This is a genomic window from Exiguobacterium sp. Helios (assembly GCF_014524545.1).
In the GTDB taxonomy this organism is placed as follows: Bacteria; Bacillota; Bacilli; order Exiguobacteriales; family Exiguobacteriaceae; genus Exiguobacterium_A.
Genome location: NZ_CP053557.1, coordinates 686,542 through 702,216 on the forward strand (window position 1 = coordinate 686,542; position 15,675 = coordinate 702,216).

14 protein-coding genes and 3 riboswitches are annotated in these 15,675 nt (G+C 51.1%); of the genes, 8 read left to right on the plus strand and 6 right to left on the minus strand.

Annotation, left to right across the window (positions count from 1 at the left end):
- Positions 1 to 45: 45 nt before the first annotated feature.
- The 6 genes from HNY42_RS03625 to HNY42_RS03650 all read right to left on the minus strand — a co-directional run bounded on the left by HNY42_RS03625 (position 46) and on the right by HNY42_RS03650 (position 4,540).
- Positions 46 to 801 (minus strand): MBL fold metallo-hydrolase, encoded by a 756-nt coding sequence (locus tag HNY42_RS03625; protein ID WP_131503415.1) that lies wholly within the window; start codon positions 799 to 801, stop codon positions 46 to 48.
- Positions 802 to 869: 68 nt separating this feature from the next.
- Positions 870 to 1,379: an arsinothricin resistance N-acetyltransferase ArsN1 family A gene (locus HNY42_RS03630; RefSeq protein ID WP_131503416.1), complete on the minus strand. Its 510-nt coding sequence runs from the start codon at positions 1,377 to 1,379 to the stop codon at positions 870 to 872.
- A 142-nt stretch (positions 1,380 to 1,521) separates the two neighbouring features.
- Entirely contained in the window at positions 1,522 to 2,061 is a 540-nt protein-coding gene (locus HNY42_RS03635) for a 1,2-dihydroxy-3-keto-5-methylthiopentene dioxygenase (protein ID WP_131973299.1), read from the minus strand.
- 15 nt (positions 2,062 to 2,076) lie between these two features.
- Entirely contained in the window at positions 2,077 to 2,697 is a 621-nt protein-coding gene (locus tag HNY42_RS03640) for a methylthioribulose 1-phosphate dehydratase (protein ID WP_188005120.1), read from the minus strand.
- Complete coding sequence (locus tag HNY42_RS03645) at positions 2,694 to 3,353, minus strand: 2-hydroxy-3-keto-5-methylthiopentenyl-1-phosphate phosphatase (RefSeq protein WP_188005121.1); 660 nt, start codon at positions 3,351 to 3,353, stop codon at positions 2,694 to 2,696. Before HNY42_RS03645 ends, HNY42_RS03640 begins: the two co-directional genes overlap by 4 nt.
- Positions 3,350 to 4,540 carry a 2,3-diketo-5-methylthiopentyl-1-phosphate enolase gene (locus tag HNY42_RS03650; RefSeq protein WP_131503420.1) on the minus strand — a complete coding sequence of 397 codons (1,191 nt, stop codon included), beginning with the start codon at positions 4,538 to 4,540 and terminating at the stop codon, positions 3,350 to 3,352. Before HNY42_RS03650 ends, HNY42_RS03645 begins: the two co-directional genes overlap by 4 nt.
- An 80-nt stretch (positions 4,541 to 4,620) precedes the next feature.
- Positions 4,621 to 4,722, minus strand: a riboswitch (SAM riboswitch).
- A gap of 208 nt (positions 4,723 to 4,930) precedes the next feature.
- A riboswitch (SAM riboswitch) is annotated at positions 4,931 to 5,033 on the plus strand.
- Positions 5,034 to 5,111: 78 nt separating this feature from the next.
- On the opposite strand from HNY42_RS03650, the gene mtnK reads away from it, so the two are divergent.
- The 8 genes from mtnK (at position 5,112) to HNY42_RS03690 (ending at position 15,432) form a co-directional block, all read left to right on the plus strand.
- Positions 5,112 to 6,281, plus strand: a complete 1,170-nt coding sequence (gene mtnK / locus HNY42_RS03655) for an S-methyl-5-thioribose kinase (protein ID WP_131503421.1) — start codon at positions 5,112 to 5,114, stop codon at positions 6,279 to 6,281.
- Positions 6,278 to 7,327: an S-methyl-5-thioribose-1-phosphate isomerase gene (mtnA, locus tag HNY42_RS03660; protein ID WP_188005122.1), complete on the plus strand. Its 1,050-nt coding sequence runs from the start codon at positions 6,278 to 6,280 to the stop codon at positions 7,325 to 7,327. Before mtnK ends, mtnA begins: the two co-directional genes overlap by 4 nt.
- A 19-nt stretch (positions 7,328 to 7,346) precedes the next feature.
- A complete protein-coding gene (locus HNY42_RS03665) occupies positions 7,347 to 8,429 on the plus strand; it encodes a sugar ABC transporter substrate-binding protein (RefSeq protein WP_188005123.1) in 1,083 nt (360 codons plus the stop codon).
- The gene (locus HNY42_RS03670) at positions 8,426 to 9,949 is read left to right on the plus strand and encodes a sugar ABC transporter ATP-binding protein (protein WP_188005124.1); all 1,524 of its coding nucleotides are present in this window, start codon (positions 8,426 to 8,428) and stop codon (positions 9,947 to 9,949) included. Before HNY42_RS03665 ends, HNY42_RS03670 begins: the two co-directional genes overlap by 4 nt.
- Positions 9,942 to 10,961, plus strand: a complete 1,020-nt coding sequence (locus HNY42_RS03675; protein WP_131973292.1) for an ABC transporter permease — start codon at positions 9,942 to 9,944, stop codon at positions 10,959 to 10,961. The genes HNY42_RS03670 and HNY42_RS03675 overlap by 8 nt, the downstream gene beginning before the upstream one ends.
- 366 nt (positions 10,962 to 11,327) lie before the next feature.
- Positions 11,328 to 12,284 carry an AAA family ATPase gene (locus HNY42_RS03680; RefSeq protein ID WP_188005125.1) on the plus strand — a complete coding sequence of 319 codons (957 nt, stop codon included), beginning with the start codon at positions 11,328 to 11,330 and terminating at the stop codon, positions 12,282 to 12,284.
- Positions 12,281 to 13,363: a DUF58 domain-containing protein gene (locus HNY42_RS03685; protein ID WP_188005126.1), complete on the plus strand. Its 1,083-nt coding sequence runs from the start codon at positions 12,281 to 12,283 to the stop codon at positions 13,361 to 13,363. The genes HNY42_RS03680 and HNY42_RS03685 overlap by 4 nt, the downstream gene beginning before the upstream one ends.
- Positions 13,360 to 15,432, plus strand: a complete 2,073-nt coding sequence (locus HNY42_RS03690; protein ID WP_188005127.1) for a transglutaminase TgpA family protein — start codon at positions 13,360 to 13,362, stop codon at positions 15,430 to 15,432. Before HNY42_RS03685 ends, HNY42_RS03690 begins: the two co-directional genes overlap by 4 nt.
- Positions 15,433 to 15,469: 37 nt before the next feature.
- A riboswitch (purine riboswitch) is annotated at positions 15,470 to 15,571 on the plus strand.
- Positions 15,572 to 15,675: the final 104 nt, after the last annotated feature.

Genomic DNA, 15,675 nt, shown 5'->3' on the forward strand with positions numbered 1-15,675 from the left:
AGTCCACTGTCCCGGTAGTACTCGGGACAGTGGACTTCATTTTGTTTAGAAGGAAATGGTTTCACCGTCATCCGGGATGAGGAAATGTGCGGACAGATGATGAGCGGCCAGAAAGTCGGCAATCATATCGCGGCGCAGGAGACAATGGTTGACGGACTCGAGATGCGAGACGATGATCGTGGCTTCAGCCGCCGCTTCATGAACAGCAAGCAGATCACGCTGGGACATCGTAATCGGTTCGCCGGTCAGGAATTGTGCAGCACCACTGTTGACGATGATGATATCCGGCGCATGTTGTTCGATTGCCTTCGCGACTTCATCACACCAAATCGTGTCACCGGTGATATAGAGCGTCGGTTCGTCAGGATGTTTCAAGACGAGACCGGACACCGTACCCATCCGTTGACCGATTTCACCGACACCGTGTTGTCCCGACGTATGGGAGACACGGATATCACCGAGCGACAGTCCGTTCTCAAACGAAGATACATTCGTGAACCCGGATTCGCGGATCGTGGCCGCATCCGACTCATTTTGTGCATAAAGCGAAATTTGTTTCGGTAACACTTCTTTTGCCGTCTCGTCAAAATGGTCGGCATGCAGATGGGTGACGAAAATCGCGTCCGGATCAAGTAACGTTGCGATATCGACCGGTAAGTCGACGAGCGGGTTCGGAACGGCATTAGGTGTGTGACCAAACGGCGGTAAGGTTCCTTTTTCACCGAGAAACGGATCGATTAAAAATACTTGATTGGCATAAGTAACGACGAGTGTCGCATTACGGATCTGTTGAATATCCACAGGCAGTCTTCCTTTCGGGTTGGGAATGTTTCACTGTTCGTTCATTTCCCATTCAGACGCCGGACTAATCATATCTGCTCGTCGATCGTTTTCGGAAGCAACTTTTCCATCGCCAGGACATCGACATAATACCCGTTGAGCATACCCTGTTCCTTAAATGTTCCAACAATCCGGAAACCGGACCGGATGTACAGTTTTTGACCGAGTCTGTTAAACGGAAACGTAAACAGAATCAACTTGTGGAACCCTTGCGTAATCGCGTGTTCTTCAATGACATGGAGCAGCTGACGCCCGATGCCTTGTCCGCGGTGGGTCCGGGTGATGTAGACCGACAGTTCACCGACCGATTGATAGACGGGGCGCGGATTGTAGGGGTCAAGTGAGATGAAGCCAAGGATCGTCGTTCCTTCATACGCTACAAACCCGGCATAGCGGGGTGTCCGTTCCTGATACCAGTCCTGCATGAAAGATAATTCCTTGGTATCCGTTTCAAGCGTCGCGATCCGATCTTCGATGCCTTCGTTATAGATGTCGAGGATGTCTTGTAAATCAGCTTCTTGGACAGGACGAATCATCATACACGTGACCTCCAATTCAAAAGAGTCTTTTCTTCATTATATAGGAGGAAACGAAAACAAGCGGTATGTTTGTAAGATAGGAATGGAGCAGAAAAAAACAGACAGCCGGATGGACCGGGCCGTCTGCTATTCGGATGTTTCCTCAGTTTGTAGTTTCGATCGGATCTTTTTCATAAATTGGAACCCAACCATCCGTTGTCACGAAAATCCGGACCGCAACGACTTGGCGATCGTCCTGTAGTGTGAAGTAATGACGTGTATTGACGGGAACGGAAATCAAATCTCCGGGGTTCAGTTCAATGTTGTAATAGCCGACTTCGTCGTCCTGGATCGCAAAGACGCCGTGACCGCTGACGATGAACCGGACTTCGTCATCCGTATGGTGGTGCTCTTTTTGGAAGTTGACGAGCAACTCATCCAAGTTCGGTGTCGCATCGGACAGTGAGATGATATCGGCCGTCTGGTAGCCGCGGCGTTCCGAGACGTCCGTAATTTCCGGCTCGAACGTATCGAGAATCGTTTGTTTGTCCGCGTCCGTCAGCGTATAGGTGTCGACCAGTTCTGCCGGGAGTTTCGAGACATCCCATTGTTCATACAGGACACCACGTGAAGAAAGAAAAGCGGAAACCTCGTTTTGATCCGTATACCGTTCGTTTGTCTGTTGGAAAAGTACTGTTGCCATTTTAAATTCCTCCTTTTAATGAATCGCCTGTCGGCACGTTTGCAGTTTTAACGTGTAGCTGAATAAAAATTCAAAGGCTTCCAACTGTTTTTTCGCTTCAAAGGCAGTCGGTGCCCAGACGGTGATCCCGTGATTGCGAATCAGGACGGCACCGCTTTCCGTTTTTACATGCCTGGCAAACACTGCGGCAAGAGTCGGGATATCCGCATGGTTCTCAATAACCGGTACGACGACTTCCGCATCTTCTTCCCAGCGGCCGAGTGCCTTGATGATTTCCTGACCGGTAAACCGGATTTCCCCGCGGTCTCCGTAGAGTTCTGAAATGACATTGTTGTCGACGGTATGGACGTGAAGCGAGCAGCCGGCCGACGTCCGGTTAAACACCTCGACATGAAGTAAGGTCTCAGCAGACGGACGTCCGTTTTGTTCGCCGATCAATTGACCGGTCGCGTCAACATGGACGAAATCGTTCGGCGTGTCCTGCCGTTTATCTTTGCCGCTGGCTGTCACAAGAAATTCCGTCGGACTGCTGTTCGTTCGAATGGCGAGGTTACCGCTCGTGCCGGGAAACCAGTCGCGTACGGCGAACTCCTGCTTGATGGCGCGGAGTTCTTCGTATCGTTTCAAGAATGTCATGCATGCACCCCCGTGGTCTGTAAGTGTTTGACGATGTCATAAAACGTTTCAAACGGCGTATAGGGAATACCGTGCTGTTCACAGAGTGTTATCAGATAATCCCGGGCATAGACGTGATCAGCCTTTTTCGCCAGTTCAAAATCCGTCACGGAATCGCCGATTGCGATGATCGAATCGCCGTCCTGCTTCAACTTCCGGGCGATTGACGTTTTACAACAGCCGCATTGATTGTTGCATGCCGCATCGCAAGCGTGTGGCCATTCAATCCGGACCGTCTCTTCACTGAAGTCACTGCCGTTGCAGTAAATCGTTTCATCTGTCAGTAAATCGGCAAGAATCGGTTGGACAAAAAAGTCAATCCCGCCGCTGACAATCGCAAAGTCGATTCCGTTTGATTTGGCAAAGGCGAGTAAGGTGTCGAAGCCGGGACGGATGACTGCCCGATTAATCAAAAAATCGATATACTCCTGTTTTCGATCTGAGGGCAACAATCGGAACATCTGTCCGACCCCGGACCGGATCGACAGCGAACGGTCGAGCACACCTTTTTTTAATGGTTCAAATGCTTCTTGCGGGGCAAACTCTTTCATCAAGGCGATGATGTTGTCGTGTTCCGTCACCGTGCCGTCGAAGTCACATAAAATCCGAGTCGTCATTTCGTGATCCCCCAGGCGTCAAGGGCGACCCGTAATTCTTCCTGCCGCGTTGCGGCACTTGTCAGCGATTCTCCGGTCAGTGCGGCGTCGAGCGCCTGACGGAATGCAAGGACACCGGCCGCTGCCCCTTGCGGATGACCGTGAACGCCGCCTCCGGCATTGATGACCGAATCGGTACCGAAATCACGGACGAGCTGAGCGACGAGGCCGGGATGGATGCCGGCGGACGGAACCGGCAGAATCGTCTTCGTTTCTCCGATTCGCGTCGCTTCAACGGCGATCCCGCGGGCCAAATCTTTGGCGAGTGCAACGTTACCATAGGGAGACGGGAACAATGTCAAGTCAGCACCGGCCAGTCGGGGTAACGTTCCAAGCAGAACAGGAGCCGAAATACCGTATTCAGGACTTGCGATCAAGGCACCGCTTAAGGCCGGGTGATTAAAAATCGGGACGGAAATGTCCGCATCGGCAGCCAACTCGCGCAGGACATCGAGTCCGTATGTAAACGTGTTGAGCAGGAAGGCCGTGGCACCTGCTTCAATCAGGCGTTTTGCCTGTTCCTTCAAGCCGAAGACGGGACCGCTTAACGTAATCGCATAAAGCGCCCGTTTGCCGGTGCGTTCATAATGGGCGTCGAGGACTTCCCGTCCGATCCGTGCCCGGTCGAGTGCCGGCGTCAACGGATTGTCGTATAGAATCTCATCATCTTTAACGAGATCGATGCCGCCCGCGAGCTGTGCTTCGAGTTGTTCCCGTAAAAAGACGAGGTCCCGTCCGATGACTCCTTTAAATATGCTCATCAACAGGGGACGGTCATGGACCTGAATCAATTGACGGACTCCTTCAATCCCGAATTTGGCACCGGGAAAGTCGTTCGTGAATGACGGGGGAAGCTGTAAGTCGGTTAACTTGATTTGTCCATCGAGCGACAGTTTACCGAAGACCGTCGTTAAGATAGCGGAAAAGTCCCGTGAGACGTTGTGTTCCGGATAACGGATCGTAATGTAACCTTTGCCGTCATGTTCTTCTGTATGGACGACCTGTCCTTTAAAGGATTCCAGTTGTTGTTGTTCCAAGTGATTTAAATCGGTCCATGAACCGACCGTCAGACCGAGCGCGATTTGCTCTGCCCGTTTCGGCAACTGATCGGTCGTTCCGAGTTGGTATGTTGCGGTAATGTACGCCATATGAATCGTCTCTCCCTTATTGAAAAATACAAAAATGGTCCCTCGTCAATGACAAGAGACCATGAAAAATTGCGCGTGGACTCTTATCTGTCAGCGTATTAGCTGCAAGAATTAGCACCGTGCCAAGTGGTCGGTTGCTGCGACATCGTAGGGCTCGTCCCTCCGTCTGCTCTTGATAAGAATTGGATGAAATTGTGAAATCTAATTGCAATTTTTACATGAGATCCATCACTTGTCAAACTATATTTTGAAAATTTATTTTTTTGAAAATACTTCTTCTATAGACGGTTCCGTTTTTGAATCCGTTTCACTAAAAATTGGAATTGACAGACGGCCAGCAACGCACGTAGTATTCAAATCAACATCAAATCACATGACAACTACATATGACTCTTATCGTGAGTTGGCAGAGGGAATTGGCCCGAAGACGCCGCAGCAACCGACCATCCGGCACGGTGCTACATCCAACAGACATTCGTCTGAGAGATAAGAGGACGGAGTATTCTGCCGCGCCTCTTTTCTTTGACGAAAAGAGGCGTTTTTTCGTGTGATCAACAAGGAGGAAACCAGAATGGGATACCAAGCATTTACAGTACAGGACGCGATTGAACGGGTCCGGACACTCGGATTAATCGGCAATGAACCGGTGACGGCAGAAGAGATCGGGGACGGGAATTTAAATCTCGTTTTCCGGATTCAGGAAGGAGAAAAACGGCTGATTTTAAAGCAGGCGTTGCCATATGCGAAAGTCGTCGGGGAAAGCTGGCCGCTGTCGCTCGAACGGGCCTGGATTGAACAATCGGCCTTAAAAGAATTCGCAAAAGTCGCTGTTCCTTTCGTTCCGCACGTCTACCATGCGAGCAAGGAAGAAGCGTTTACGGTGATGGAGGATTTGTCGCATTTAACGATCGCCCGGACCGGCTTGCTCGAAGGGGAAAAGTATCCGTTACTCGCGGAACACATCGGTTCGTACCTGGCGCGGACACTGTTTTATACGTCGGATTTTGCGCTTGGACCGGTCGCGAAAAAACAAGTGGCGCGGAACTACTACAATCCGGATCTCTGTGATATCACGGAAAAATTGATCTTCACAGACCCGTTTTATGATGCGGAAACGAATGCGATTGAAGCAGGCCTCGAAGCGGAAGCGGTTCGGTTATGGCAGGATGCAGAACTGAAACGCGAAGTCGCGAAACTGGAAACACTGTTCATCACAAAAGGTGATGCATTATTGCACGGTGACTTACATACCGGAAGTATTTTTGCTTCAGCCGATGAAACGAAAGTCATCGATCCCGAGTTCGCCTTTTACGGACCGTTTGGTTTTGATGTCGGACAATTCATCGCCCATCTCTGCTTTGCCGCGTATCCAAACTATGCCGAGTTACGGGATGGACGGGTGAAGGATATCGATACGTTTTGGCTGACCTTTGCGTCGACGTTCAAAGCATTATGGGAACGCGAAGCGGTAGAGCCGTTCCGTTCGGCGGGCGGACTTGTCGACGATGTCCTCAGTACGATTTTACAGGACGCACTGGGCTTTGCCGGTTGTGAGTTGATCCGGCGGACGATTGGATTGGCACCGGTTGCGGACCTCGAGAACATCACGGACGCGGGGGAACGACTTGAGCGGAAACGTCATGCGTTACGTCTTGGAGTGGCATTGATCAAACGCCGGACCGAATGCAAGACGTTCACCGATTTACGGAACTTCGATTTGACGGAGGAACTCAGCCGATGAGCCAATTCGTCCAAAGCATCATCTATGACAACGGGACGGTGACGATTTTGGATCAGACCCGGCTCCCGGAAGAAGAACGATACGAGGTTATCCATGACTTGGCGCAAGCGATTGACGCCATCAAACAATTACGTGTCCGCGGTGCCCCGGCCATCAGCCTGTTCGGCGGCTTCATCCTTGTGCAGGAAGCATTCCGCCGGACGACAGGGTCACTTTCTGAAGCGAAACAGGAACTGTTGACGGTGTCGGCCCAATTGCTCGCAACCCGGCCGACGGCGGTCAATTTGCGGAACGTGCTTGATGAGCTGAATCAAATTATTGTCTCGAGTACGGCGCTTGCCGAGTTACCAAAACGGTTGGAACAAAAGGCGCTCGAACTGTATGAAACGGATGCCAAGACATCCCGGCAAATCGGGATCCACGCATTGGAATTATTTGAGTCCGGTGACCGGGTTCTGACGATTTGTAATGCCGGATCGATTGCGACAGCGGCTTACGGGACGGCACTTGCCCCGTTTTATCTCGCGAAAGAACAGGAAATTCTGCTCTCCGTTTATGCATCGGAAACGCGGCCGTTACTGCAGGGAGCGCGTCTGACGACATGGGAACTGCAACGGGCCGGTATTGACGTGACCTTGATTACCGATAATATGGTCGCCCATACCATCAAAGAAAAAAACATCACCGCCATCATCGTCGGTGCCGACCGGATTACCCGAAACGGGGATACCGCGAATAAAATCGGGACGTTTCAACTGGCGTTACTGGCCCGTGCTTTCGGGATTCCGTTTTATGTCGCGGCACCCCTTTCGACCTTTGATTTGACGAGCTTGTCGGGAGACGAGATTGAGATTGAAGAACGCGATGCCCGTGAAGTGACGCAATTCGCAGGGAAAGCAACGGCGCCGGCCGGTGTGGCCGTCTTTAATCCGGCGTTTGACGTGACACCGCACGAATTGATCACGGCAATCATTACGGAACTGGGAGTCATCAAGCATCCGTCCGTCGAAACGATCGAGCAGACAATCGGACAACAAATACGTTAAACAGACTGGGGAGATCGAAATGAAAAAATTAGCATTTGCGGTACTTGCACCGGCGGTCTTGCTGGCTGCTTGCGCCAATAGCGAAGCGACACCGACGAAAAAAATCAGTGGTGTACCGGAAAGTGTCCAGGGAGACGTCAAAATTGCCGTTATCCGCAATCTGGCATCCGATGACCATACGAAACAGTTTTTGGACGGAGCTCGTTCGGAAGGGGAAGCGCTCGGTTTTCAGGTTAACACGTTCATCTCGGAAGGCAATGACGTCAAATTCAAGGAACTCGTCGCCCAAGCCGTCCAACAGGATTATGACGGACTGATCATCTCGCACGGAAAAGAGGATTATGCCTACGACATGATCAAACCGGCAATCGACAAAGGAATCAAAGTCGTGACGTTCGATACAGTGACAAAGAAAAAGGACCAGACGTTAAAAGGCATCACGGAAACGTTCCAGGATGATCATAAACTGGCACAGCTTTCACTCGATGAAGTAACGAAAGTCAAAGACGATCAGCCGGTCCGGGTCATCAAACTGTGGTTCGGTCCGGGATTTGCCCCGCTTGACCGCCGTCAGGAAATCTACAAGACATACGAAGCAGACGGAAAAATTAAAACGCTTGAAACAGTCGGACCAACGAACTTCCAGGATGTCCAAGGCGATATTGCGGCGAAGATGAACGCGATTCTCGCCAAATATCCGAAAGGAAGTATCGATGCCGTCTGGGGTGCTTGGGATGAAGTCGCCAAAGGAGCCTATAAATCCTTAAAGGATAACAAACGTCAGGAGATTCCGTTGATTTCAATCGACGTTTCGAACCAGGACATCAATCTGATGCGTGAAAAGGGCAGTAACTGGGTGTCGACGAGTGCCGTCGATCCGCATTTGATCGGACAGACGGATATGCGTCTGCTGGCGAAAAAGCTGGCCGGGGAAAACACACCGGACACTTTTGACCTAGACGCTAAACTGGTCGAACAAAAAGCACTGAAAGTCGATACGACGATGTACAATCTCGATACGATCATCAAAGGCTGGAGTACGTCCGAAAAGTTCAATGAACCGTGGATGGAAAAACTGCGGAAAGCGAATGACGGGAAATGACCCGTCCGGTGAAGGAAAAACGACTGGAGATGCAGGGAATTTCAATCGAATTCCCCGGCGTCAAGGCGCTGGACGATGTTGATTTTTCCGTGGGCCGTGGGGAAATCCATGCGCTTGTCGGAGCGAACGGAGCCGGTAAATCCACGCTGATGAAAGTGTTGGCCGGGGCGTACGATTCATATGACGGAACGATTTGGTTTGACGGTGTACCTCTGACAATCGATTCACCGGCTGCCGCAAAACGGGCCGGGATTGAAATCGTTTATCAGGAAGTCGATACGGCACTGGTCGGTTATTTGACCGTGGCGGAAAATATTTGTCTCGATGTGCTGACGAACGGACAGCTGAAAGGGTTCATCAGACGGCAGCGATACGAGGAAATAGCCGAACGTGCTTTACGGAAACTGAAAGCATCAATTGATGTCCGGCAGCGGGTCAGCGAGTTGCGTCTGGCCGAAAAACAACTGGTCTTGATTGCCCGCGCCTTGGTCCAGGAGAGCCGGTTCCTGATATTGGATGAGCCGACCGCCCCGCTCAGCGGACGGGAAACGGAGCAACTGTTTCGCATCATTCGTGAGCTGGCAGAGACGGAACAACTGGGCGTCATCTTCATTTCCCACCGCCTGCAGGAACTATTTGAGATTTGTGAATCCATTTCTGTCATGCGGGACGGCAAGCTGGTGTCACGTCAGCTTCTTGCCGGACAAACAAAGGAAACCGTCGTCGAACAGATGCTGGGCCGGCGTCTGCGCCAATCGAAACGGGAAGCGCGTCCGGCGGGTGCACCATCACTTGAACTCGACCGGGTCACAGTCGCCGGACAACTGGATGATATCTCGTTAACCGTCCGTGCCGGAGAAGTGATCGGAATTGCCGGACTCGTCGGTGCCGGTAAGACGGAACTGTGTAAAACGATTTTCGGATCGCTTTCTGTCACTTCGGGATCGATTCGTCTGCATGGAGAAACACACCGCCTTCGTTCGCCGAATGATGCAGTCCGGCTCGGTATTGGGCTGGTGCCGGAAGAACGGCGGAAAGAAGGGATTTTAGTCGCAGATCCGATTGACCAAAACATGACGGCAGCCAGTCTCCAACAATTCGTCAACCGGTTCGGATTTATACAGAAAACAAAGGAGCGGACCGCAGCTCAAAAAATCGTGCAGCAACTGTCGATTAAAGTCAGCAGTACCGAGCAACGTGCCGCCGACTTATCCGGTGGGAACCAGCAAAAAGTCGCCATCGGGAAATGGTTGCTGGCAGACGCGTCCGTCCTGGTATTGGATGAACCGACAAAAGGCGTCGATGTCGGGGCGAAAGCGGAAATCTTCCAAGTGATTGATCAATTGGCTGCAGAACAGAAAGCCGTCATCTATGCGTCGAGCGAACTGGATGAACTGCTGGCTGTGACCGACCGGATTTATGTCATGTATGACGGACGGATCGTGTTTGAAAAGACCACTGCGGAAACGACCGAAGAACAATTATTGTGGTATGCAACAGGAGGACAACAGAATGAATGATGTATTGCAAAAACCGACGGCAAAGCCGGACGCACCACGAACCGCACCGGGAAAACCGTTATTACGCTTTTTGAACGACTGGGGCATCGTCCTCGCGATTGTTGCACTTATTCTGTTCTTTGCCATGACGGCGCCGAATTTCTTACAAGGGACGAACCTGGTCAATATTTTACGAAGCATCTCGATTGTGACCATCATCGCCATCGGATTAACGGTTTCGTTGACGGTCAACGGCTTTGACTTGTCCGTCGGTTCAACCGCAACCTTTGCCAGCTCGCTCGTCGTCTCTTTTTTTGTCTGGTACAGCCTGCCGCTCGGCGTCTCGATTGGTCTGGCCCTCGTAATTGCCTTGGCGGTCGCACTCGTCAACATTTTGTTGATTGTGAAGTTTAAGATTCCGGATCTGTTCGCCACACTTGCGACGATGTTCATTTTTGAAGGCGTCGCGATGACCTATACCGGTGGCGGATCAATCAGTGCCGGGATGCCCCGTCTCGACGGAACACCGACGGTCGGATTGATTCCGGAGTCGTTTTTAAAAATCAGTCAGGCGCCTTGGATCATTCTGATCATGCTTGTCGTCGTCGCCGTGACGCATGTCTTTTTGAACCATACCCGGCATGGACGTTTTTTGTACATCATCGGCGGAAATCCGGAAGCGGCCCATCTGACCGGAATCCGGGTCAACCGGTACCGGGCACTCGCTTATCTGATTGCCGGATTACTGGCGGCTGTCGGCGGGATCTTGCTGGCGTCGCAAGTCGGTTCCTCCCAAATCAATGCCGGATCCGGTTATTTGATGCCGGCTGTTGCAGCAGCGTTCATCGGTTCTTCATTTGCCGGACAAGGGAAGCCGAATGCGCTCGGGACACTGGTCGGTGCTTGTCTCGTCGGAATTCTTGAGAACGGGCTCGTCATGTTGTCGGTACCGTATTATTCACTGAACATCATCAAAGGTGCCGTTTTGGCGCTTGCCTTGGCTTCGACCTATTACCGTTTCAAAAAAAATTAAAAAAAAGTGGTTTAACTTCGAATAGAATAGGTAATATTCAGTATATGAAAGGATGGTGATGCACATGAATGATTATCAATGTATAGGGAACGATCGCATGTCGCTTCGAGAAGAAGAGGATCACCGGACTTGACGGACGCAACATGACAATAGACACGAAGTGATTCGTGTTTTACGTGCAGATTGCACGGTTCAAGAACGGTTTACGATATGTGATCGTTCCTGAAAGCAGGAAGGGGGAGTCGCGAACAGCGGCGCCCCCTTTTGTGCGTATTCAGCTATCCCTATGCCTTTAAAAGCATCGACAGATATGAGATGATATAAAAAGTCAGAAAATTCAACTACTAAACAGCAAGGGGCCAGACAATGCGAACATATACGAAGGAGATTCAAGCGATCATCGACAACGTAGAAAAAGTAATCATCGGAAAAGAAAACGTGATTACACAATCTTTAGCAGCATTACTTGCCGGAGGTCACGTGTTACTCGAAGACGTACCGGGTGTCGGAAAGACGATGCTCGTTCGCGCATTCAGCCGTTCGATTGGTTTGACATTTAAACGTGTCCAATTCACACCTGATCTGCTGCCGTCCGATTTGACGGGGGTTTCGATGTATAACCAAAAGACGAGTCAGTTTGAATACCGGCCGGGTCCTTTGATGGGAAACATTGTCCTGGCAGATGAAATCAACCGGACCTCACCAAAAACACAATCTGCATTGCTCGAAGGGATGGCGGAAGCGAATGTCACGGTGGATGGAGAAATTCACACGCTTCCTAATCCCTTTTTTGTCATGGCGACTCAAAATCCGATTGAACATGAAGGGACGTATCCGCTTCCGGAAGCCCAACTCGACCGGTTTTTGATTAAGGTCAAGATGGGTTATCCCGACTTTCAACAAGAAATGAAGCTATTGACGCGGTTCGAACGGGATGAACCAATCGAGACGCTCGAGTCCGTCATCACACGTGACGAATTGTTACGGATGAAAGAGGCGGTGAAGGACGTTCATGTCTCTCAACCGGTTAAAAAATATATCGTTCAACTGGTCCAGGCGACACGGACGCATGCATCCCTTTATCTCGGAGCCAGTCCGCGGTCTTCGATCGCCCTGATGAAAGTGGCACAAGCCTGGGCGTACATGGAAGGACGGTCATTCGTCTTACCGGATGACGTCAAGGAGCTGTTGACGCCTGTGCTCTCGCATCGCCTGATTTTAACAGCGGACGCACGCTATCACGGACAGACGGCAGAACGAATTCTCGAACAAGTGAAAAAAGAAGTCACCGTGCCGATTCAGCAGGATGTGGATTCCTTATGACGAGATGGCAAATCGGTTGGCGTTACGCCGTCTTGCTGATCACACTCACCGCGTTATGGGTCTATGCCCGGATTGACGGCGGGAATGTCGCATCGCTGTTGGTTTATGTCATGGCAGGATTGACCTTGTACTGGACACTGTTTTTGATTTGGCCCGTCACGCAAGCGTTGGCGACGCGGGAAGTCTCCAATAAGATGTTGATTGCCGGAACCGATATACCGGTCTCGCTTCAAGTACGACGGAAGTTTCCGTTCCTTGTCGGGGCCGTCGACGTGACGGAAGCCGTTCCGGATGCACTCAGTGAAGAACCGCTGAATATCCGGCATCCGCTGCGGGCACATTACCGGAAAGTCGAACACATTGATTATTTGATTCCATCGATCCGTCGTGGACTGTATCAAATTCCCGGTTGTGTACTGGAAATACGCGATCCGTTCGGCTTGTTCATGCGGAAAAAGCTCTATCCGGTCGAAACATATCTGGCAGTCGAACCTGCCCGGTTGGCGGTTCAACTGCCGCACGAAGATGACCGTGGCGACGGCGGGATTTCTCCCGTTTCACTCGATCTCCGGCAATCGTCCTTTACGGTCGTCGGTGTCCGCGAATACGTCAGCGGGGACCGGATGAATCAGATTGACTGGAAATCGACCGCGAAACGGCAGGGATTGATGACGAAAACGTTTGAACGGGAACAGGAACGCGAGACGACGATTGTATTTGACGAAGGAACGGTCAGTGATGAGAACTTTGAAAAAAGTATTTCCATGCTGGCTGCCGCGACGGATCAACTGAACAAACGTCATCTGAATTACCGGATTCACCTCGTCGGGCACGGTGTGCAGTCCTTATCGTTGCCGCTTGAAGGCGCGAAGTTGACCCACTATCTGATGACGGCGCAACCGAGCCGGACCCGGTCATTCATCGAATCCTGGGAATACTCTTCGAAAGCGTTACGACTGAGCGGAAATGTCCTGTTCATCACACCGGATCTCGAATCCAACAATGAAATGTGGATTTCGAAAGTCCGGCAGGAAGCAAGCGTTCATGTCTACACACCAGAGAGGAGGACGACCGGATGATACGACGACTGATTTGGAATCTGCTTGCAGGATTACTGTTTGCGAGCTTCATGCCGCCGTTACTCGAACTGACGACATTTGAGAGTGTCATTCCGTTCTTGCCGCTCCTGTTGACCCCCCTCCTGTTGTCGCATCTGCGGCGCAGCTGGTTTTTACTCGGCAGTCTGCTTGCGTTACTCGTTTCGTTTTACTTTATTTTGATTCCCGGAGAAGCACCGTGGAACTTGTTCCGTGAAATCGCGGGCGACATCAACCGTGTCATCAACGGAGAGTTACCGGGACGTCCGGCATTTGCCTTCTCGATTGGACTGATCAGTTTTTTGATCGGCTATTTGGCGCGGCGGACGTTTCCGAACCGAGGCTTTGTTTTCGGGCTGGCGCTCGGCGTCATCGGCTTCATTGCCTACTGCGACACATGGACGGATTACTCGGGAGAACAGTTCATCATCTATCCGATCGTCCTGGCACTGTTTCTGTTGTATGCGACAGAAGTCAGCGAACGTCCGACGGCGTCTTACGTCCGTCCGCTCAGTGCGTTGCTTATCATCGGAGCGACAGTGGTTGCTGCTGTTCAAAGCCCGGTCATTACGGCGACGTGGCAGGATAGCTGGTATGACTGGACCGATGGTTTCGAGAGTGAGGGCACATCGTCGAGCCGGATTCAAAAAGTTGGCTACGGCAACAACGACGAGCAGCTCGGCGGTCCGTTCCAGATGGACGACCGGGAAGTCTTTCAGGTCGAAAGTGAAGGCAGCCGTTACTGGCGTGTCGAGACAAAAGACGTCTATACCGGAAAAGGCTGGGTCCTGTCGAAATCAGAACCGGAAATCGATTCGCGGGGATTTTTCTCGCACTTCGGAGATGATGTCAAGACACGGGAAGAACGGGCGACATTTGAACTGTCACGGGAGCTGCCGTTTGTGCCGTATAACGGGGACAATGTCCGTTTGAGTGTAGATAAGCAACGGCAAAATCTGTTGATTGATCCGGAAAATCAAAAGGTCTCGTACCTGGATGATGCGGAACGCCAGCAAAATTATCAGATTCAATACACGTATCCGTTGTTTACGGAAGAATTGCTCCAGACGGATGAGCCGATTACATTGTCGGAGGTGGAGCAGGACCGGTATTTACAGTTACCGGATACGTTACCGAATCGTGTCCGAGATCTCGCGGAAGAGATCGTCGCGGACGAAGACAGTCCGTGGGACAAAGCGAAGGCGATCGAAAGTTATTTTGAGCAGGAAAACTTCGAATACAATACGGAAGAAGTCGCCGTACCGGAAGAAAATCAGGATTATGTCGATCAATTTTTATTTGAGACGAAACTCGGCTACTGTGATAATTTTTCGACGTCCGCGACCGTGTTATTACGCGCTGCCGGTTTGCCGGCCCGCTGGGTAAAAGGATTTACGGGCGGCGAATCGGATGTCATCGGGGCAGCCGTGACGAGTTATACGGTCCGCAATAAAAATGCCCACTCGTGGGTCGAAGTCTATATCGAAGGACCGGGTTGGGTACCGCTCGAACCGACCGTCAGTTTTGACGGAGCCGGACAATATACGATTGATCAGGAAACGAATAATGAGACCGAACAAGCGAATCCGCAACGCGATACGGAGACCGATACGGAAACCGCAACACCGGAACGTCCGCAGGAGAATCTGCTGGATGAAGAACAAACGACGACAGCAGCGCAGACCGAACAACAATCGTTTCCGATTTGGCCGGTTGTCGGTGTAATCGTCGGACTGGTATTCTTGTATCTGTTCCGGAAACCGTTGACCCGGACCGCGGCGATTTTATTTTTCCGCAACCAGCTTCATAGTCCGGAAGGATTCAAGCGGATGTACCGTTTCTTATTGCGCCGTCTCGACAAACAAGGCTTCCACTACAAGGACGGCCGGACACTGACGGAACTTGCGCATGAGGTTGACGGATATTACGAAACGTATGCGATGCGTCCGTTGACGGATGCCTATGAACGGATGGTCTACGGAGGCGAATCGTTATCGGTTGATAAAAAACGTGAATATTTCGAAAATATCATTCGACGGATAGAGGGTTGATATTTTCGAATTGATACAGTTACAATGGGAACAACGTAAATCATACATGCATCTCCTTTGTATATACTCGCGAATATGGCGTGAGAGTCTCTACCGGGTCACCTTAAACGACCTGACTATGAAGGAGCAGACCCTTCGTATACACTTTTTTGTGAAGCGGCCTGCTCTTTTTCCATTTATCTATGGGGGAAGAGTGGGCTTTTTTCATCGGGGTACGCATGAAATTGGAAAGGCGGGAATAGA